Below are 18,829 nucleotides of genomic sequence, written 5' to 3'. Positions count from 1 at the left end.
GATGTGAATTTGATGGGGAGTGAAGACTTTGAAACTGGGTGTTTTTGCAGTGCTCTTTGGTGAAAAGTCATTTGAAGAGATGCTGGATTATGTGGCGGAAAGCGGTCTCGACACCGTTGAAATCGGAACGGGTGGATGCCCAGGCAATGCGCATTGCAATCCAGATGAATTGTTGGCGAGCGATGAAAAATTGCAAGCCTTTAAAAAGAGCATTGAGCAACGCGGTTTGAGCATCAGCGCGCTCAGCTGTCACGACAATCCGATTCATCCAAACAAGGCTGCTGCGCAGGCGGCGCATGAAATATTTCAAAAAACGGTGTTGCTGGCTGAAAAGCTGGGCGTCGAAACCGTCATCACGTTCTCTGGCTGCCCTGGTGAGTCCGAACAATCGCAACACTCTGTATGGGTCACTTGCCCATGGCCGACTGAACACAGCGAAGTGCTCAAGTGGCAATGGGAGCAAAAGGTCATTCCATACTGGAGTGAACAAAGCAAATTCTTGCGCGAGCACAATGTCCGCGTAGCCATTGAGCCACATCCAGGGTTCGTGGTGTACAACACGGAGACGATGCTGCAATTGCGGGAAGCATGTGGTGACAATATCGGTGTCAACTTCGATCCCAGCCATTTGTTCTGGCAAGGGATGGATCCCATCAAAGGCATTCGCGATTTGGCTGCTGCAGGTGCGATTTTCCACGTCCATGCGAAGGATACCGCGATTGATGTGTACAACACAGCGACAAATGGCGTACTGGACAACAAACCATATTCCGATGAAAAGGCGCGCTCTTGGATCTTCCGCACGGTGGGCTATGGACATGGTGAAGAGACATGGCGCAACATCATCAGTGCGCTGAAAGTAAACGGTTATGATGGGGCCATCAGCATTGAGCACGAGGATAGCTTGATGTCGATTGAAGAAGGATTCCAAAAAGCGGTTGCCTTTTTGAAACCGATTTTGATCCGTGAAGGCCTTGAGAAAATGTGGTGGGCTTAAGCTGCGTGTGCCAATGCTTAAGTGATATGTTCGTGCGTCTAGCACGTGTCTAGGAGGAAGTTGACAATGGCAGATAAATTGCGTGTAGGGATTGTTGGTGCAGGCGGTATCGCCCAGGGCGCCCATATTCCAAATTATAAAAAATGCGGTGAACGTGTGGAAATTGTAGCCGTGGCGGATGTTGCGGTGGATCGCGCTGAAGCTTGTGCAAAAGCGCACGATATCCCGCACTTCTTTGGTTCCGTCGATGAGATGCTCAGTTCTGCTGAACTGGACGCCGTCAGCATTTGTACACCGAACAAGTTTCACAGTGTCTCCACGCTTGCGGCGCTGAAAGCTGGTTGTCACGTGCTTTGTGAAAAGCCGCCGGCAATGACCGTTGCAGAGGCGGAAGAGATGGCGGCAACGGCCAAAGCAGCAGGCAAATATCTCACTTACGGCTTCCATTATCGCCATTCGCAAGAAGTAGAGACGTTAAAACGTTTCATTCGCGATGGTGAACTGGGCGACATTTATGCAGCCACCGCCATTGCCCTTCGTCGACGCGGCATTCCGGGTTGGGGCGTGTTTACCAACAAGGAATTGCAGGGCGGAGGACCGCTCATCGACATTGGTGTACATATGCTGGATACAGCGCTGTACCTGATGGGGTATCCAGAGCCGGAGACTGTGTTTGGCGCCACTTATCAGAAGTTGGGCACCAGAGAAGGCGTCGGTATGATGGGTAGCTGGGATTGGAAAAACTTTTCGGTTGAAGATATGGCGCGCGGCATGATTCGCTTCAAAAATGGCGCATCGTTGGTGCTGGAATCTGCCTTTGCGGCAAACATCGGCAAATCCGATGAAATGCAAGTGAAATTGATGGGAGACATCGGCGGCGCTGAGGTATTCCCGTTGGAAGTGTATCAAGAGAAACACGAGACGCTCATCAATGCGACGCCTGCGTACATGCCGCAACGGAACAGCTATGAAGTGGAAGTTGCGCGATTTGTCGATGCTTGTTTGGGTGGACCTGCTCCGATTTCAACGCCAGAGCAAGGGGTTATGCTCCAACGCATCATCAATGGCTTGTATGATTCGGCTGAATCAGGTGCACCTGTCAAATTGTAAGATTGAACTGCTGGGATAGAGCGTCGTGTGTGACACGTCTCTCTCCAGCAGGGTCAGCCACATGCCTTTTCATCGGGCATGTGGCTGGCCTGCATCAGGTGTCCGATGAGGATTAGGAAAAGCAACGAAGAGGGGGCTCTCCCCCTCTTTTGTCAATGATTCTTTTTTTCGAGAAAGGTGTGGCGGCAAATGGGAAATGAACGAAAAATTCGGGTTGGTATGGTTGGGTATCAATTTATGGGCAAGGCGCACAGCCATGCTTATCGCGATTTGCCCTTCTTCTTCGATACGGGTGTCGTCCCGGTGATGGCTGCAGTCTCCGGCCGTAACGAAAAGGCCGTACAGGCGGCGGCAAACCAGTACGGGTTCGAGTCGTATGAGACAGATTGGCGGCGGTTGATCGAACGAGATGACATCGATGTCATCGACATTGTGACACCGAACAATGTGCACGCCGAAATTGCGCTTGCCGCGATGGAAGCTGGCAAACATGTCATCTGTGAGAAACCCCTTGCATTGACGATGGATCAGGCGCGTGAAATGAAGGCGGCTGCGGATAAGGCTGGGGTTGTGAACGCGGTTTGTCACAACTATCGTTTTGCACCGGCTGTTCAATACGCGAAGCAATTGATTGAGAGCGGACGACTCGGCCGTATTTACCACATTCGCGCCCAATATTTGCAGGATTGGATCATGGATCCGTCCTTCCCGCTCGTTTGGCGTCTGCGCAAGGAAGTCACAGGCTCTGGCGCACTGGGGGACATTGGCGCACATATCATCGACTTGGCGCGGTTCCTGGTTGGCGAAATTGATGAACTGGTCAGCGAAATGACCACGTTTATCAAAGAACGGCCACTTGGTGAGATGTCGGGCGGTTTGAACGCATCCACAGAAGGCGGCAAAATGGGCGAGGTCGATGTCGACGACGCGGTCTCCTTCTTGGCGCGTTTTCAAAATGGTGCCATGGGTGTGTTTGAAGCATCTCGGTTCGCAGCTGGCAATCGCAATGGCAACCGTTTTGAAATCAACGGTGAACATGGCTCCATCCGTTGGGATTTGGAGAACATGAACAATCTGCACGTCTATTTCACAGACGATAAGGCTGGCCAGCAAGGGTTCCGCACCATCAATTGTACAGAGGCGGAGCATCCGTATGCTGCAGCTTATTGGCCAGCTGGGCACATCATCGGTTATGAGCACACCTTTATCGGCCTGTTTGCTGAGACGTTCCGCGCCATCGCCAATGGAACACAGGTGAAACCCGATTTCGAAGATGGCCTTCGCGATCAAGCGGTGCTCGCAGCAATTGAAGCATCAAGCGAAGCAGGGCGTTGGGTGAAGGTTGAACAGGCATAACCTGTTCATCGCCATGAGTCCGTGTTAAAATAAGTTCAACTGAATATGAACCTTCGGGGCAGGGTGAAATTCCCGACCGGCGGTGACAGTCGCTTTTTGCGACGGAAGCCCGCGACTTGATGTGTTGTTTGACATCGACTGACTTGGTGAAACTCCAAGGCCGACGGTATAGTCCGGATGGGAGAAGGTATTCATTGGGCATGGTCTGTTATAGGCCATACCCAATTCCGCGTGCGCCTCTGAGGATTTTTCCTTTGAGGCGTTTTGTTTTTTTCGTGGTCCTTCTAGGAAGGTTCAATTCAAATCTTCATCAACGTTGGTTGGAGGTTTTTGAATTGACGGCAGCACAGACAAAATCTCGCAGCGCCATTTGGTGGATTGCCATCGGCGCGGCCATGTGGGGGCTTGACGCAGTTTTCATTGTTGCGTTGCTCCACCATTTCACGTCCACGCAAATTGTCTTTTTGGAGCATCTATTGCTCGCCTTTTTTTCGATTCCTGTCTTGATTTGGAAGCGTCGCGAACTAAAAACGCTCAATATGGGCGATTGGTTGGCGGTCTTGTTTATCGCTTGGGGTGGATCAGCGATTGCCTCGATTCTGTTCACCGCTGGTTTTACGTACGGCAACGCCAATGTAGTGCTGATTCTACAAAAATTACAGCCCGTTTTTGCTGTGCTTTTAGCCGCTTGGGTACTCAAAGAGCGCGTGCGTAAAAGTTATTGGCTCGTGTTGATCGCGGCTTTGGTCGGCGCGTACTTTCTGACATTTGGCTTTCATCGTCCAGGGAGTGTCGGCCATGATGGGCAATTGACTGGCGCGCTGTTGGCCATCGGCGCGGCCGTGTTGTGGGGCGGATCGACCGTGATGGGCAAGCGCCTTGTTACGAAGGTGTCTTTTACGACGGTGACGGCCCTGCGCTTCGCCATTGCGCTCCCGCTGCTCTTTACCATTGTTTCGGTCGGGCATCCGCATTGGGGCAATATGTTGCATGCATTATCCTTGACGCCAGTGCTCGCGAACTTGCTCTTCCAGACGCTCGTGCCTAGTTTGATCAGTTTGCTCATCTACTACCGTGGACTCCATGGTGTGCGTGCATCGTATGCCACCATAGCCGAATTGGCTTTTCCGGCAACTGGGATTTTGCTCAATTGGCTGGTCTTACATGAGGTGATCACACTTGGCCAATGGGTTGGTTTCGCCATTGTTTGGCTGGCTGTCTTGTCGCTGTCCTGGGCGCCGGAGCGGAGGAAAAGAACATCACTGCGCGCATTGTCTCGGATGTCATCCGTCAATGACTGAGTGTGCGATTGCATAGTGGCACAAGACGAGCATGCCCTGCGTGGTAACGATTAGATAAGGGTAGAATCACGAGCGGGTCGGATGATTCATCCATAAAGTACGATGCAGGGCATCTCAAAAGTGGACACTTCAGTTGGTTTAACATCTTTACGTACAAGTTTGCGTATAGATATGAATAAGGGTTTTGCGCATCTCGTCTTTTCGAATGAGGGATGTCAAATTGAAAAAATTTAAGTCCACAAAAAACAATCATTTCCCTAGAAAGATCCTTTCCGTCGCCGTGTTCTGCATTTTACTCATCGTTGCATTTGCGCTATTTCGCTTTATAGACCCCTTTCAATCCTTGGATCCCCTACATCGCGAAGTCACACCAGGCGAAAAGGTTATCGACAATTGGACATACAATGGCATGAATGGAAAAGGGGAACTTGTTTTTGCAAATGGCCCTGACAATGTACCTGACTTGATCCCTGCCAGTGACCATATGTTCGCTTTGGACGGCCAGACGTTTGTCATTGAGGAAGCGTCATCCAACTCACTGACGTTCTCGGAGCCAATTGAGTCTTTGCCGTATCTATGGATGATCACGATACTAGGCGTGTTGGGTTTCTTCGCATTGTTCATAACGCGCAGGCGGAAAAGAAAGACGTTCAACGCCAAAAAATGAGAGACAGTGTGCCTGATTTACTTCTAAGAGCAAGGGGAAGTAAATTGATGTGATATGTCACTGTGCAGCGACCAGCCAGTCAACACAAGGGCAGTTTTTACAATACATAAGTGATGTGTGAAGAACGCTTGTATCAATCCTTCGAAGCATTGCTGCAAGATGGATAACCGTTTCTACAAAAATGCCGCGCCATATTCTCATCTTCTAAAAAATTTTTTAACCACCGCTCAAAAAAATCAAACACTTTGCGCAACTCAATCGTTATACAGATGTGGCAGGGAGGACATCCGCCATCTACCCTGAAAATAAAGTCGATACCTTTGCGTGCGCCATCCGCGATGCTTCGATCAACTGGCATTTTCATGATACTGCTGGTGCGGGACGCATCACGCATGGCGGTCTAAAGCGTTTGAAACGCGCATTCCAAGCGATGGGGCGAAGATGCTGTGCTGATTGAGGATTTGTATTACAAACATGGGGCGGAATTGAAGCGATTTGCCAAAGCCATCGCGAGAAATGAACGGGAGGCGGAGGACCTGTTGCAGGAGACGTTCCTGCGGGCTTTGTCCCACACAACCCAGCTTGCCAGTCTACCCGAGTCCAAACGCCGGGCGTGGCTGTTCACCGTCTTGCGGAATGATTTCTATGACAGACGGCGCAAAGCGCGGTTTGAGGTGCCTTTGGCAGAGCAGTTCGAGCCAGCACTCGATTTTGCGGGTCAATCCCGCATCGAAATGCAGGAGTTGCTAGAACAGCTCCCGTCACCGTTGCGGGATATCGTGCATCGGCGCTACTGGTTGGGCATGAATAGTCGGCAGATTGCCGATACGCTGGAACTCCCTGCAGCCACGGTCCGTCATCGTCTGCACACGGCCATCAAGTTGTTGCGCAAGAAAATACGAGAATGAATAGGAGCATGGTGTAATGGGAAAAGTCATTCGCAACGTCAATCTGCTCGATCTCACCGAAGCGACCGAAGAAAACTTCACTGACGTAACAGCCATCGAAAATGTCAATCTGATGCTTTACAGCAAGCAATCTGCCAAATTCTTAGCCGGGATCAAACTTGTGAATGTAAACGCGTCAACCGAGATCCCGGAAGCATGTAGTCGCGTGCAAGTGGTCAATGGAGAGTTCAAGATTGGCAAAGGGTTCGAATCAAGCAGCGGGGAACTCATCTTTTATTTGGTCAACGGAAACGTGATTGTGGAACCCGGTGTTTTACCAGAGACGATTGAAAAGGCAGTTGGCGGATTGTTTGTCAATGGAAATCTGTACTGTCCGGAATCTTTGAGCGGCGTCCTTCAGACAAAAATTCAATCGCACAATGGCAATATGGTTACGTACATGGATGATGCAGATGTGTTGGTAAAGGAAGTGGTCTTAGACAACCACTATCTGCAATCGCTTCAGCCGGGGACAAAGCTTGTCGTGATGGGAACAACACGGATCATTGATTCATTGGATATTACACTCTTGGAGGAACGGTTAGGCAAGCTCGCATGCTTGGGCAATCTGTTGATCCGCGAGGAATATGCCGAAGCGATATCCAAAAAAATGCAAGTTGCAGCGCGGAGAGAACTGAAGCTCATTCCAGCGGCGGCGATTTTTGTCGATAAAGACCTCCAAATCGATGCTGCTTCCATCACGCGTTATCAAGCCGCGAAACTATATGTGACGGGTACCCTGACGATTGGCGAAGATGTGTCTACAGCGTCACTGGAAGCAGCCATCACGCAAATTCACGCAGGAAAAATTATCTGTAAGAAAGAACTTAAGGCAGCCGTCGTCCAGCGTTGTGACGATGATTCTGTGTCCGAGGTGCTTGATTACAGTGGTCGACTTGTTAGGGTTGAAGGCGAGTACACACTTACAGATAGCGAATTGGAATATACAAAGGGCGAACTTACGCTTGTCGTACATGGCATGTTGACCATTGCTGCAGATGTCGATCCCGCCACACTGTACGAAAAAATCGCGTTCATCGACAACTACGGCGTCATTCATGGCAGCGTAGCGCAATGCGGCGTCATTCAAGTAAAATTGCGCAAGAACGAAGGGCATATTGGCCAACCGGAGGAAGAACAAGCCATCGTTGAAGTAGAAGAAGAAGCGGAGTCAGACGATAGTTACATCGCGAACATTAACTTTCTGAAGCTGTAACTGAGTATTTTGCTGGCGAATCGCGTGCTACGCAACACGCGATTCGCCAGTTCAAGTCGGTATCTTGGTGTCGAGTCATGCGCAATGCGTCGATCCACTGCAGTTTTCAGCGTTTATTGGCGCGGGCGCAGCATGTATCCAGCATCAAAGCCAATTCCCCGTCAATCTAAGCGCTTTGTACAACACGCCCAAAGTCATACAAGGATTTCAGATTTCTCACCGTTATGTATCCCTGCCACTCGACTTTTGCGATTTCCCAATCCGCTTCGTAATTGCCAAACCACGACCAGTTAGGACTCCAACTTCCGTCGTCATTCATGTGTTCAATTTCGTAATCTAAGTTGGCTGCTAAGGAGGCTTGCAGTATTTCTGCAAAAGGAGAATCAGGAAATGAGGCAATTTGCAGCGGCTTTGCCCCGTAATCTGCCCACTGATTCGGATCTGTATCAACAGTCAATCCGGCTGATTTCATCAACTTGTCCATGACAAGTGCTCGGTATGGCTCCGGGATATTTTCAGATAACCTCTGATAACAAAGAAAGTCGTGCATTTCTAAATTCACCGGTAGTATTTCAAGCTCTAGCATGGCTTTGTCAGTTAATGAATGGAGAAAATCGGCGGGAACCAAATCTTTGTATCGCCACAGATAGCCAAGGAGTTCGGCGTTTGGATTGGCCCAGGTGTTCTCTGTACCGCAACGGCCCGTCGTCAGGTCAAAAGTCCACCACGGCGCGTGCGGCATATCATTGATTGTTTCAGGTACAGCATGCCAACGCTGCTCGTCTGGATCAAAATGCGCCAAGAGATATTGAATCGCCTTTTGTATCATTGGATCATCGGCAGTCAGCCCAATCTCACAGGCGTATTGCAGGCCAATCGATGTCGCCATCGGCGACGATGTGTTCAACCTAAAATCAGGTTCAATCGCGTGGCCAAATCCCCCATCTTGATTCTGGAAATCTGCCAAGGCTTCTCGCACATCTTCAACGGAACCTCCCCAAAAATAAAATTGTGCCAGGAGGTAGTCCAATGTGCGACCGTGCGTTTGGAGAAACCGTTTGGAACGTTCGAGTTGTTGTTGGGTGATCGTATGCATGCGCTCATTCCCTTCGCTCATTTGTCGAATCTGCAGCACAGTAAAATCACTTCATAAAACCGAGTTCATTGCCGTCGGGATCGGAGATTGTAAACTTTGTGGTTCCCCAAGGGGTAGTCCACAGTTCTTCGATGACCGTTGCCCTATCTTTTGTTTTTTCCCATAGTAGTTGCACATCATCTACTTGGAAATTAAAACGTCCATAGGATGGGACGTTTTCTTCCTGTTGTATCGAAAATCCAGCTCCTAGCTCGTCTTCAAATCCAATGTATGTTGGGTTCTCTGCAGGGTATCTGGTTGTCACGACGAACCCCAGGATTTCCTCATACCATTTAATGGATTGGTTAATGTCTGATACATTGATACGGACATGCGTTAAGCTTGTCTTCATTTTGTAACCCCTTTCGCATTGGTGAATTGGGTTCATTTTGTACCTGAAGCGCAATGAGTGAACACTTCAATATCCACTAGTAACCCAATTTATAGATACCCATATTATACCATGGAGGGAAGTGCTCATCTGAAAAAGTTTTGAGGATTCTCACTCCATCATCTGTGCGATTGTTGCCACTTGCGCATAGTGTATCATGTGATATAATACACTTAATTCTCGCGATACGCTTGTGTGCCTCGATCGGAGGGAAAGCTGTGGATGAACGAAAGGTTGGCTCATTGACGTTTCACCTAGATTTAAGCCAGCCACTATATGAGCAGATATTACAGCAGATGAGCAGCGCGATTGTCAGAGGAGAGATTGCCTTGGGAGAAAAAATTCCGTCCGTGCGGGAGATGGCGCTCGCTCTTAAAATTAACCCGAACACGGTCATGCATGCCTATAAAGAAATGGAACGCGAAGGACTCACAGAGACACGTCGCGGTCAAGGCACGTTTATTACCACGGCCCAGTCTCGTGTGGATGGCTTTCGCGCGCAATTTGCGGAACAAGTGATTGACGAATTTCTAGAGAAAATGCAGAGCATCGGTTACTCGTGGGAGGATATTCACAAATACCTGAATGCGAAACAAGGAGGTGGACTTTGAACATGACAACTGCAGCGGTTTTTTGCAGGGGTGTGACAAAACAGTACGGACAGAAGTACGCTTTGAACGGTTTGGAGCTCTTCATCCCACAAGGCTGCACCGTCGGCGTGCTTGGTCCGAATGGTTCGGGCAAATCCAGTTTGTTTCGTATGCTGACAGGTCTGACGCGGGCTGATAGAGGGAAAATCGAGGTGCTTGGAAAAGCGCCCGGTTGGCGGACCAACAAAGAGATTGCCTATCTGCCGGACAGAGCGCGTTGGTATCCAGATTATACAGTCAACGAGTCTTTCCGGTGGGGAGAAAATTTCCTACCGGGCTTTGAGCGGGAGACGGCAGAGCGATTGGCAAGTTTCATGAAACTGGATATGGACATGCGTGCGGTGGGCATGTCTCGCGGACAAGAGGCACGCTTGATGCTCATTTTGTGCATTGCCCGTCAAGTGCCTTTGATCATCTTAGATGAGCCATTTTCCGGCATCGATGTCATCTCCAGAGAAAAAATCATCGAAGGATTGATTGAGCACATGAGCACGGGGGAGCAAACGGTGTTGATCAGCACTCATGAAATTTACGAGGCTGAACCATTGTTCGATCACGTCGTGTTCATGAATGAGGGCCAGGTCATTTTGGCTGGCGAGGCGGATAAATTGCGTGGAAAATATGGTTCTATGCACACCATCTTACAAAAAATGTACTGATATGTTTTACATCTGTGTGCCCTGCATCCGGGCAGGGTGGGAAAGTCGTTAAGTAGTGCGAAGTGAACAGTCCATTATCAGGACAAGGAGGAGACGCATGACGACACAGAGTGTGTTTTGGGCACTTGTGAAACATGATCTCAGGAGGCGAAAACGCCGCAATGTAGCGCGCTCGAAAACATGGGTGGTGTTGTACGGAACAGTGATCGCGGCGCTGGTTGTGATTGTTGCCACATATGTCAGCCTGAGTGGACAGCGCGTAGATTTAACCGATGCTTGGGTATTTACTTATGTATTGCCGTTCATGTCGTTTGGCCTGACGATAGGCCTCTTGGTGCATGAATGGAAAGATGGAACGGCTGGTTGGTGGCTGTCGCTGCCGATGTCGCGTTTGCGATTGGTCACCTCCAAATTTGTTGCTGCATTGATACGCATGATTCTCCTTGTGGCGGCGGTGTATTGCGCCACTGGGTTATTGATACTGTACACGATGGTTTTGGAGGGGAATTTCAACGCGCACACGGCTGGACAATTTTTGCTGACAGGCTTGAAGTATGACGGCTTATTCCTGTGTGTCTGCCCGTTTATTGCAGCGTTTGGCGTACTGATTGGCGTGCTGACCGAATCGCGCGCAAAACCGATCATGCCGCTCATTTGGCTTGTCTTTGGCTGTAGTTGGTGGCTGATTTTCTCGTGGCACGGAGGCACCGTCCACATTCAGCACACGCATGGATTGGCTGGTTTTTCACTAGCGCCGATATTCTACTATCTGATTGTGGCAAGCTGGATTGTGGCTTACTTGATGATTCGTTTGACTTCATATGTTCTTGAACGGCAAATGGCTTCGTGACCATTGGGAGGATGAATGGGATGCAAACTGTGCTTTCTGTACAGAACCTTCAAAAATCGTACGGCAAGAAGGTGGCCTTGCGAGGTGTCACGTTTGCTGTGCAAAAAGGAACTTGCTTTGGTTTGCTCGGTCCAAATGGGGCGGGGAAATCGACGACAATGAAAATCTTGACGGGCATTGTGGGGGCGGATGGGGGAACGGCGCACATCCTGGGGTTGAATGCCAACCATGAGCAAAATGCGATTCGCCGTCAGGTCGGCTACGTACCGCAGAATATCACGTTGTACGAAAAGCTGAGCGCGCGTGATAATCTGGTTTTCTTTGGTGAAATGTATGGCGTTCACGGCCAAGTATTGGAACAGCGGATCCGTGAAGTGCTGGATCAGACAGGACTGACCAGTCGAGCCCAAGATGCGATAGAAAGTTTTTCTGGCGGAATGAAGCGACGCATCAACATTGCCGCAGCGCTGCTCCATCGACCCAAATTGCTGATACTTGATGAGCCTACGGTCGGGATCGACCCACAATCGCGCAATCATATTTTTGAAATGATTCGCACGCTCAAAGCCAAAGGGGTCACCATCATCTATTCGACGCACTACATGGAAGAGGTGGAGGCGCTCTGTGACGATGTGGCCATTATCGACCAGGGGAATGTTGTGGTGCAAGGCACTTTGAAATCGCTGCTGTCCCGCTTTGCCAGTAAGGCGGTTTATGTGGAAGCGGAAGCGTTTGAGCAATTGTCTCTTTTGCCTGGTGACGTACAGTGCGAGCGCCGGGATAGTGGTTGGGTGATTGAAACGGACGATGTGATGGACACGATGAAACACATCTTGCAGCAGGCGTCCAAACAGCGCATTGAACTGCAGGCGCTGGAGATGGTGCGGCCATCGCTCGAATCTGTGTTTTTAACCTTGACGGGCACCAGTTTACGAGACTAGGGGGGACCGAGTGTGTTGAGCATCGTTCGCAAGGAGCTCAAGTTGTTATTGAAGGGAAAAGGAAACTTCTTCTTCCTCCTTTTAATGCCGATCTTATTCATTGTGTTATTTGGTTCAGTTTTTTCGAGTTCATCGAATGCAACGTTGACGGTTCACTATATTGATCAGGATCAGTCCGCGGTATCGAAAAGTTTTCTTCATGCGGTTGGTCAGGTGAAAGGCTTCGCGTTGAAGCAAGACACTGCATCGTCAAAAGATGAGATCCAGCAGGTGAAAGATGGAAAAGTCGACACGTTGCTAGTCATTCCAAAGGGGTTTGGCGCAGATGTGACATCGGGCGCGAAACAGGCCGATGTACAATTTTACTACGACGCCGCAGATGATACGGTCTCTGGGCCGACCGAATCGGTGTTGAACACCATCGCTAGCCAGTATCAGCAACAACACGTATCTGCGGCATTGTCGGCGACGGGCAAAAGCACTGCGCAGGTCAAGCAAATTTTACAGCCGCCGATTCATATTGAAGGTACGAAATTAAGTGGTGACAATGCAAGCGAATTGGACCAGGTTGTGCCTGGTTACACAGTCATGTTCGTCTTTTTCATCATCATGACCATGATGCGCAGTTTCTTAGGGGAAAAGGAATCGGGGATGTTGGCGCGTCTGCGCAGCACGCCGATGCGACCGGTGACATATCTCATCGGCATGTGGATACCCGCTTTAATTGCCGTCCTGGTTCAATGTGTTGTGCTGCTTGGTTTTGGCCACTTTATTTACGGCGTCAATTTGGGTAATGTCAGCGCCATCGGAGCGATTGTCCTCTGTCTTGGCATCTGCGGAACCGGGATTGGATTGGCCATTTCCCTGCTGGTGCGTGGCGAAAATCAAGGCAGGGGCATCACGATGCTCATCTCGCTTGGAGGCACAGCCGTTGGCGGCGTATGGCTGCCGACGGCGTTGATGCCTCATTTCGCCCAGGTGATAGGCCACTTCAGCCCACAATATTGGGCACAACAAGGATTCCAGGAAGTTATGATCCGCAGCGGGCAGATAGGGGACATTTGGCAGTCGCTCGGTGTGCTTTTGGCCTTTGGCGCCGCTGGTTTACTTGTGGCATTGCTGCGGTTTCATCATTTCTTGCGCACGGCGACAAACTGACGCGTAACAGGAAACTTCGTATACACTTTTTTAGGGCATTCATCTCAATGGGTGAATGCCCTTTGCGATTTGTCGTTTGACGAAGGGTAGCGAATACTCAAGTGATTTTCTGGCATACGGTGACGATGAGCGGACTGGCTTTTGTGTAGGGTAAAATGCGCAAAAAAGCAAGTTCCGTCTCCTCAAGTGAATTCTCTAAATCATAGAGACTTGGATTGCGATATTCTTCAAGGTTGTCTGCGTAATCTTCGCGCACAAAAGCACCTCAATTTTCAAAGCTACAGTCTGTGTATGTGATGACGAATATGCAGTTCGTCAGATGTCATGTGATGCGCGACATAGTCCCAGGCGTCATCACCGATTTCCCACACGTGTGGCATGTGCACGGTGTGCATCAGCGTGAGGAACAATGTAGCGGCGATGGTCACCGAAACGGAGACATTTCGCAATCGCCTTCTCAGCCAAGTTGTTTTTAAGGAAGTCGAGTGCTTTTGTTTGACTGGAAACATGAGCATGTTTTTGCGCCATTTTAGCGGACGCTGCGGTTCGCGCTCCAAAACGGTTGACGGTGTTTCTAGGCACCGAATGATTTCCTTGTATTCACGGACTTCATGCTGGCAGTGCAGACAATCAACAAGATGCCGTTCGTAACGTCTTCGGGTGAATTCATCGCGAATTTCACCAAGTGCATAGTCAAGACACAGCGTACAAAGCGGTTGAACTGTCAAACCATCCTCACCTTTACAGGGTTGTCCGACGACGGTGGCGTCTTGCAGGGCAGGCCGTGCAGAGAGACGAGCGACAGTCTCAGTAAAACATGAAACGGTGTAGATGAGAAGACTTTGGTTCGTGTTACGAGAAATTTCATACTGCCCGCCAACCAAATTGAACGCTTGATGAACTGCTCTCCCCTTTTCCATCACCGACAATATGTGTAGAGTAAAGTGGAATGTGCAGTTTGGCTGGGGCGGGCGAGAACGTGCGCCGCAATTCCGGACACTTCATTCTTCTTACAGTGCTTTTGACAAGGAGGGGCTGCGTTTTGTTTTCTATTTTTTCAACGCATGTCTTACCAGCGCATGTGAAGCGTTATTTAACGGATTTTGCCGAAGTGACAGAATGGAACAAAGGTATCCCAATTGATTCGGATGAGCTTGCGCGCGCCGCAGCCCATGCGGATGGCATCATCACGCCAGGGGGAACGCCTTTTGGCGAAGCGTTGATTCAGCAATTGCCGAAGCTGCGGGCAATTAGCACGATATCCGTCGGGTATGATCATTTCGATCCGGCCGCATTTCGTCGCCACAATATCATGGCTACGCATACGCCAGAGGTGCTGGACGAAACGGTGGCTGATCTGACGTTTGCGCTCATGCTGTCTGTTGCGCGCCGGATTGCGGAGCTGGATAAACTGGTGCGCGATGGCCGTTGGGGTGAACAACCGGGATCGGCCTCTTTTGGCATAGACGTCCATCATCGTACATTGGGCATTGTCGGGATGGGGCGGATTGGTGAAGCTGTGGCCAAGCGTGCGAAACACGGCTTCGGGATGAATGTCCTATACCACAATCGCACGCGCAAGCCGGCGGTCGAGCAGGAATTGGGCGCTACATATGTCTCTTTTGAAGAATTGTTGGAAATTGCCGACTTCGTAGTCTTGCTCACGCCGTTGACGCCAGCAACCAAAGGGCTGATGGATGCGCAAGCCTTTGCGCGCATGAAGTCCTCTGCCATCTTCATCAATGTTTCTCGCGGCGCCACCGTGGACGAGCAGGCTTTATATGAGGCGCTAAGCACAGGCGCCATTTATGGCGCAGGATTAGATGTTTTTCAGGAGGAACCAGTCCCTGTGGATCATCCTTTGTTGAGCTTGCGAAACGTAGTGCTGGTGCCGCATATTGGTTCTGCCACGGCCAAGACGCGTGAGGATATGGCCATGTTGGCTGCCCAAAATTTGATTGCTGTCCTAGAGGGGCGCGCGCGGGACGCTAAAGTGATCCCTGAATTGCAGGATATTGTAAAGGAGTCGTAAATCGTATGTATCCAGTCAAGTTTAAACCTGTACCCATGGAACGCATCTGGGGCGGTCATGCGCTCAAGTCCATGTTTTCGGTAGACAGTGAGCAGCCAATCGGAGAGTATTGGGTGGTTTCCGGGCATCCCAATGGGATGAGTGTGGTGGCGGATGGCCCGCATGCTGGTCAGACGTTGACGGCATTGACCGAGCGGTTTCCAGAGGCTTATCTGGGGCAATCGCCGCAGCCAAGATTTCCTTTGTTGATAAAATTCTTGGAAGCTGAAGCAGACTTGTCTGTGCAAATTCATCCAGATGACGCATATGCGCAAGCCAATGAAGGGGATTTTGGCAAGACTGAAGCTTGGTATGTGCTCGATGCAAAGCCAGACGGCGTAGTCAATTACGGGCATTCGTTTGACAGCAAAGCGTCGTATCAGGCGGCAGTGGCAAACGGCCATGTTCGCGATTATCTCAAGTATCAAAATGTTCGAGCGGGCGATCTCGTCTATGTGCCGGCCCGCACGTTGCACGCGTTGCTCGCCGGTACGAAGGTATTGGAAATTCAGCAGACTTCTGACGTGACGTATCGTGTCTACGATTGGGATCGAAAAGATGAAAATGGTCAGGGCCGGGCATTGCATGTCGAGAAAGCGGCAGATGTGCTGCAATACGGTGTGGAGCATGCCAAAATGACGCGCAGCGTGCTCCGTGACGATGAGAAACTGCGTCAGAGCCGCTTGGCGACGTGCCCATATTTCACCATTGATGAATTGCTGGTCCATGCGCAAGTGACATGTCCACTAGGGCATAAAGGCAATCCGGACGTCATCATCGCCGTTGAGGGGCATGGGCAGTTGTCTTGTGATGTCGATGGCGAACGGCACACGCTTAGGTTAAAGCCAGGGGATGCTGTATTGGTGCCAGGGACATTGAGCGATTACGAGTTGATCCCAGATGGAGAAATGACGTTGGTTCGCACGTTCTATTGATTTGCCGCCATGTGGGGTGCCGAGATTTTCGCGAATTTTTCAGGCACCCCAGATGTATAACAATTGGGGAAATAGGCTTTATTCGTGACCACATTCATGCTTGGTCTGGAGGTTGGCCATAGCGAGCGGTTTCGTAGGCTTGGGTGAGGCTTTCGTCCTCATGCTGTTTTTCATCGCTGGAAATTCGGTTCAACAATTCCCTTGACGATTCCGCTTTGCCCAAGGTGAAGCCGTGATCATGCCAGCGCTTTAAGCGCAATTGGTAGCGGCGGCGCACAGGATCTTTCGTGTCCAGCAATTGAAACGAATCAATCTGTTTGTCCCGCACAATCACGGTTCCCCCCATCTCTACAACTTCTTGTACCTCAATTTCACTGTATTTCTTTTTACTGCGCAAGATGAAGATGAACATCACGATGAACAAAACAGCGACAATCACCACCCAGAGTATCCAGTTGACGGCCATATGTGGCTGTGTGTAAGGGGGATTGGCGTGATTGGTCAGCGCGTGTTTTTTGCCGAGCTGTAGCGGCGCTCTGTGAGACGTATTGAGGCTGTCGAGAATGTGATAAACCAAATTGGCGATTGGCATGAAGAGTGGCAGAAAAATAAATCCCATAACAATGCCCGCAAACAACAGCAAAAGGACGGTAGCAAGGGGGCCGATTGCAATGAAGATGGCGGCGATGGTCAGGATGCCGGAGCCAACAAGGTGCAAGTTGCTTTGCTTCAGTTGGGACGATTGAGCCTGAATACGGCGGGCGATGGCCAATTGCGAAATGATGAGAATCAGTGAGGTTACAAAAATATACAGCACAACGCTGTACAGTTGCAGTTCTAACTCCATCGCGCTGAGAAGGTACATGTAAAGCAGAATCGAAAATAACACGAGCGCTGAAAAAATGCGCAGGTTGAAGGCGGCAGCGTCCCCTACGTCAATGCGCCATATATAATTCAAACATAAGATCAGGCTGCCTAAAATGCCGAACAATGTGATGACATACAAAAGCGTGAAATCGGGCATCAGGTACCAGCCGAAGGCCAACAAAATGAGCCCCGCAATGGCGGATAGCGCCGCCGCGCCTTGCCAAGCTATCCGCTGCACCAAATTGACCATGCAGATGCTGCTGGCTAGACAGACGCAAAGCGGCACGATGAGCGCGACATACCACATCTTGTGATCCCACCCCAAAGCCAGGACAAAGCAAAAACTCGCCAGTGCATTCAGCAGGCCAATGGCCATTTGCATGCTTGGCGCTAAGTCCGTCCATATCAGCGACTCCATCTCGCCTTCTTGGATGTTTGCATGTTTCGCATCCTGCATTGTGATCATCCCCCTTGAGAAATCGCTGGTTCGTGCATCGGCGCAGCCGGATTCACATCCGTGTCTGTTGCCTGTTCGAGTTTCGGTCGGATGATATCGAGATGCATACCGAGTTTTTGCAGGCGTTCGAGCATCTGTGCCTGTTTGGGTGTCTCAAATGCGCTGAACAGGATGATGTGCGGTGGCAGTTTCCGATGGTGTTGCAGGATGTGCGCGAGCATGCTGGTCAGTGGTGCAGAAGCCAGTTTGTTCGCGTGCGCCAACAGGGAACGCAATGAGGGTGTATTCAGTTGCCGAACCAGTCGATTCTGCCAATTGCCGCCGCCGTCCAAAATGACGGTGTTGGTGGCAAAGACCAGACGCGCCCCTTGTTTTTCCAAGTGCAGGGCTGTGGCCGTCACTTCGCGGCACATTTGTTCAAAGGCGACTGCATGGGTGCCCAGCCAGAAAGGATCGACGGTTTGAGCGTTGAGCAACAACAGCACCTCTTTGCTGGTGGAGGAGAAGAACTGTTTGGAGACAAAGTGGCCCAACCGGGCGCTGGCGCGCCAGTGGATGTGGCGAGCGGGATCGCCAAATTGGTAGTTGCGCACGCCCTTGAACATCGTCTCGTCAGGGAACAGCCATTGATCATAGGGACGTTCACCCTGGAGGGTGAGGTTGAGCGCTGGCGGCAGCTCTCGCGCTGGATCTGGACGCACGGCGACCAGTGCGCTGGATTGGTCGTAGATGTAGACGTTGCGCAGGCCCAGTCCCTCGTGCATGCGGACATAGATGTTGCGAATCGTGGCGGGTCCGCGAGCGAAGCCGTAGAGTGTAAATTGCATCTGGACGCGGCGGCGCATCAAGAGATAGGTTCGAAAGGACAGATGCTGATTTGGTACATCCGGCGCAACGGACAGTTCCGCTGGTAATTTCACCTGGACTTGAATCAACGGCAGCGGGAACCAAGCGCGGTTGATGAGGGTCACGGTGATGGGAAGCGCCTCGCCAATGTTGCATTCATGACGTGAAAAATCCACGGTGCACTCCACTTTGTTGCGGATCTGACTGGCCCAAATGGCTGGCCAGGTCAACACGGCGACGACAAAAACGATGATGAACCACAAAAGCACCCACAT

At 50.6% G+C, this 18,829-nt stretch carries 20 protein-coding genes and 1 riboswitch; of the genes, 14 read left to right on the top strand and 6 right to left on the bottom strand.

Features of this window, described 5'->3' with window-relative positions; genetic code table 11:
* Positions 1-28 precede the first annotated feature (28 nt).
* The 7 genes from ACFSB2_RS20115 to ACFSB2_RS20085 all read left to right on the top strand — a co-directional run bounded on the left by ACFSB2_RS20115 (position 29) and on the right by ACFSB2_RS20085 (position 7,594).
* On the top strand, positions 29-997 hold the full coding sequence (locus ACFSB2_RS20115; RefSeq protein ID WP_377944894.1) for a sugar phosphate isomerase/epimerase family protein: 969 nt from the start codon (positions 29-31) through the stop codon (positions 995-997).
* A gap of 66 nt (positions 998-1,063) precedes the next feature.
* Positions 1,064-2,107 carry a Gfo/Idh/MocA family protein gene (locus ACFSB2_RS20110; RefSeq protein WP_377944893.1) on the top strand — a complete coding sequence of 348 codons (1,044 nt, stop codon included), beginning with the start codon at positions 1,064-1,066 and terminating at the stop codon, positions 2,105-2,107.
* 189 nt (positions 2,108-2,296) lie between these two features.
* Positions 2,297-3,463 (top strand): Gfo/Idh/MocA family protein, encoded by a 1,167-nt coding sequence (locus ACFSB2_RS20105; RefSeq protein ID WP_377944892.1) that lies wholly within the window; start codon positions 2,297-2,299, stop codon positions 3,461-3,463.
* Positions 3,464-3,508: 45 nt separating this feature from the next.
* A riboswitch (FMN riboswitch) is annotated at positions 3,509-3,656 on the top strand.
* Positions 3,657-3,798: 142 nt separating this feature from the next.
* Positions 3,799-4,764: a DMT family transporter gene (locus ACFSB2_RS20100; protein ID WP_377944891.1), complete on the top strand. Its 966-nt coding sequence runs from the start codon at positions 3,799-3,801 to the stop codon at positions 4,762-4,764.
* Between the two features lie 220 nt (positions 4,765-4,984).
* A complete protein-coding gene (locus ACFSB2_RS20095; RefSeq protein WP_377944890.1) occupies positions 4,985-5,431 on the top strand; it encodes a hypothetical protein in 447 nt (148 codons plus the stop codon).
* A gap of 446 nt (positions 5,432-5,877) precedes the next feature.
* Complete coding sequence (locus ACFSB2_RS20090) at positions 5,878-6,339, top strand: RNA polymerase sigma factor (protein WP_377944889.1); 462 nt, start codon at positions 5,878-5,880, stop codon at positions 6,337-6,339.
* Between the two features lie 16 nt (positions 6,340-6,355).
* A complete protein-coding gene (locus tag ACFSB2_RS20085; protein ID WP_377944888.1) occupies positions 6,356-7,594 on the top strand; it encodes a hypothetical protein in 1,239 nt (412 codons plus the stop codon).
* A 166-nt stretch (positions 7,595-7,760) separates the two neighbouring features.
* Here ACFSB2_RS20085 and ACFSB2_RS20080 read toward each other — a convergent pair whose 3' ends face one another.
* Both ACFSB2_RS20080 and ACFSB2_RS20075 read right to left on the bottom strand, forming a co-directional pair.
* Positions 7,761-8,690 carry a hypothetical protein gene (locus ACFSB2_RS20080; RefSeq protein WP_377944887.1) on the bottom strand — a complete coding sequence of 310 codons (930 nt, stop codon included), beginning with the start codon at positions 8,688-8,690 and terminating at the stop codon, positions 7,761-7,763.
* A 46-nt stretch (positions 8,691-8,736) separates the two neighbouring features.
* Positions 8,737-9,081: a VOC family protein gene (locus ACFSB2_RS20075; RefSeq protein WP_377944886.1), complete on the bottom strand. Its 345-nt coding sequence runs from the start codon at positions 9,079-9,081 to the stop codon at positions 8,737-8,739.
* A gap of 257 nt (positions 9,082-9,338) precedes the next feature.
* Between ACFSB2_RS20075 and ACFSB2_RS20070 the strand changes: the two genes are divergently transcribed.
* From ACFSB2_RS20070 to ACFSB2_RS20050, 5 genes are all read left to right on the top strand, one after another.
* Positions 9,339-9,731 carry a GntR family transcriptional regulator gene (locus ACFSB2_RS20070; protein ID WP_377944885.1) on the top strand — a complete coding sequence of 131 codons (393 nt, stop codon included), beginning with the start codon at positions 9,339-9,341 and terminating at the stop codon, positions 9,729-9,731.
* Positions 9,732-9,733: 2 nt separating this feature from the next.
* Positions 9,734-10,429, top strand: coding sequence for an ABC transporter ATP-binding protein (locus ACFSB2_RS20065; protein WP_377944884.1), 696 nt, complete (start codon positions 9,734-9,736; stop codon positions 10,427-10,429).
* A gap of 97 nt (positions 10,430-10,526) precedes the next feature.
* Positions 10,527-11,279, top strand: a complete 753-nt coding sequence (locus ACFSB2_RS20060; RefSeq protein WP_377944883.1) for an ABC transporter permease subunit — start codon at positions 10,527-10,529, stop codon at positions 11,277-11,279.
* A gap of 20 nt (positions 11,280-11,299) precedes the next feature.
* Positions 11,300-12,220, top strand: coding sequence for an ABC transporter ATP-binding protein (locus ACFSB2_RS20055; protein ID WP_377944882.1), 921 nt, complete (start codon positions 11,300-11,302; stop codon positions 12,218-12,220).
* Between the two features lie 12 nt (positions 12,221-12,232).
* Positions 12,233-13,378 (top strand): ABC transporter permease, encoded by a 1,146-nt coding sequence (locus ACFSB2_RS20050; RefSeq protein ID WP_377944881.1) that lies wholly within the window; start codon positions 12,233-12,235, stop codon positions 13,376-13,378.
* Positions 13,379-13,475: 97 nt separating this feature from the next.
* Here the strand turns inward: ACFSB2_RS20050 and ACFSB2_RS20045 are convergent, their stop codons facing one another.
* Both ACFSB2_RS20045 and ACFSB2_RS20040 read right to left on the bottom strand, forming a co-directional pair.
* Positions 13,476-13,634: a hypothetical protein gene (locus ACFSB2_RS20045; RefSeq protein ID WP_377944880.1), complete on the bottom strand. Its 159-nt coding sequence runs from the start codon at positions 13,632-13,634 to the stop codon at positions 13,476-13,478.
* A gap of 22 nt (positions 13,635-13,656) precedes the next feature.
* Positions 13,657-14,298 (bottom strand): hypothetical protein, encoded by a 642-nt coding sequence (locus ACFSB2_RS20040; protein ID WP_377944879.1) that lies wholly within the window; start codon positions 14,296-14,298, stop codon positions 13,657-13,659.
* Between the two features lie 122 nt (positions 14,299-14,420).
* Here ACFSB2_RS20040 and ACFSB2_RS20035 point away from each other — a divergent pair, with 122 nt between their 5' ends.
* Both ACFSB2_RS20035 and ACFSB2_RS20030 read left to right on the top strand, forming a co-directional pair.
* A complete protein-coding gene (locus ACFSB2_RS20035; RefSeq protein ID WP_377944878.1) occupies positions 14,421-15,410 on the top strand; it encodes a 2-hydroxyacid dehydrogenase in 990 nt (329 codons plus the stop codon).
* 5 nt (positions 15,411-15,415) lie between these two features.
* On the top strand, positions 15,416-16,384 hold the full coding sequence (locus ACFSB2_RS20030) for a type I phosphomannose isomerase catalytic subunit (protein ID WP_377944877.1): 969 nt from the start codon (positions 15,416-15,418) through the stop codon (positions 16,382-16,384).
* Positions 16,385-16,478: 94 nt separating this feature from the next.
* On the opposite strand, the gene ACFSB2_RS20025 is transcribed toward ACFSB2_RS20030, so the two are convergent.
* Positions 16,479-17,708: a hypothetical protein gene (locus ACFSB2_RS20025; RefSeq protein ID WP_377944876.1), complete on the bottom strand. Its 1,230-nt coding sequence runs from the start codon at positions 17,706-17,708 to the stop codon at positions 16,479-16,481.
* A 5-nt stretch (positions 17,709-17,713) separates the two neighbouring features.
* Positions 17,714-18,829, bottom strand: coding sequence for a DUF58 domain-containing protein (locus ACFSB2_RS20020; protein ID WP_377944875.1), 1,116 nt, complete (start codon positions 18,827-18,829; stop codon positions 17,714-17,716).

The organism is Alicyclobacillus fodiniaquatilis, from assembly GCF_042678105.1.
GTDB classification, from domain to species: Bacteria; Bacillota; Bacilli; order Alicyclobacillales; family Alicyclobacillaceae; genus Alicyclobacillus; species Alicyclobacillus fodiniaquatilis.
Note: the sequence above shows the minus strand (reverse complement) of the source record. Positions and strands in the feature narration are given on the sequence as shown.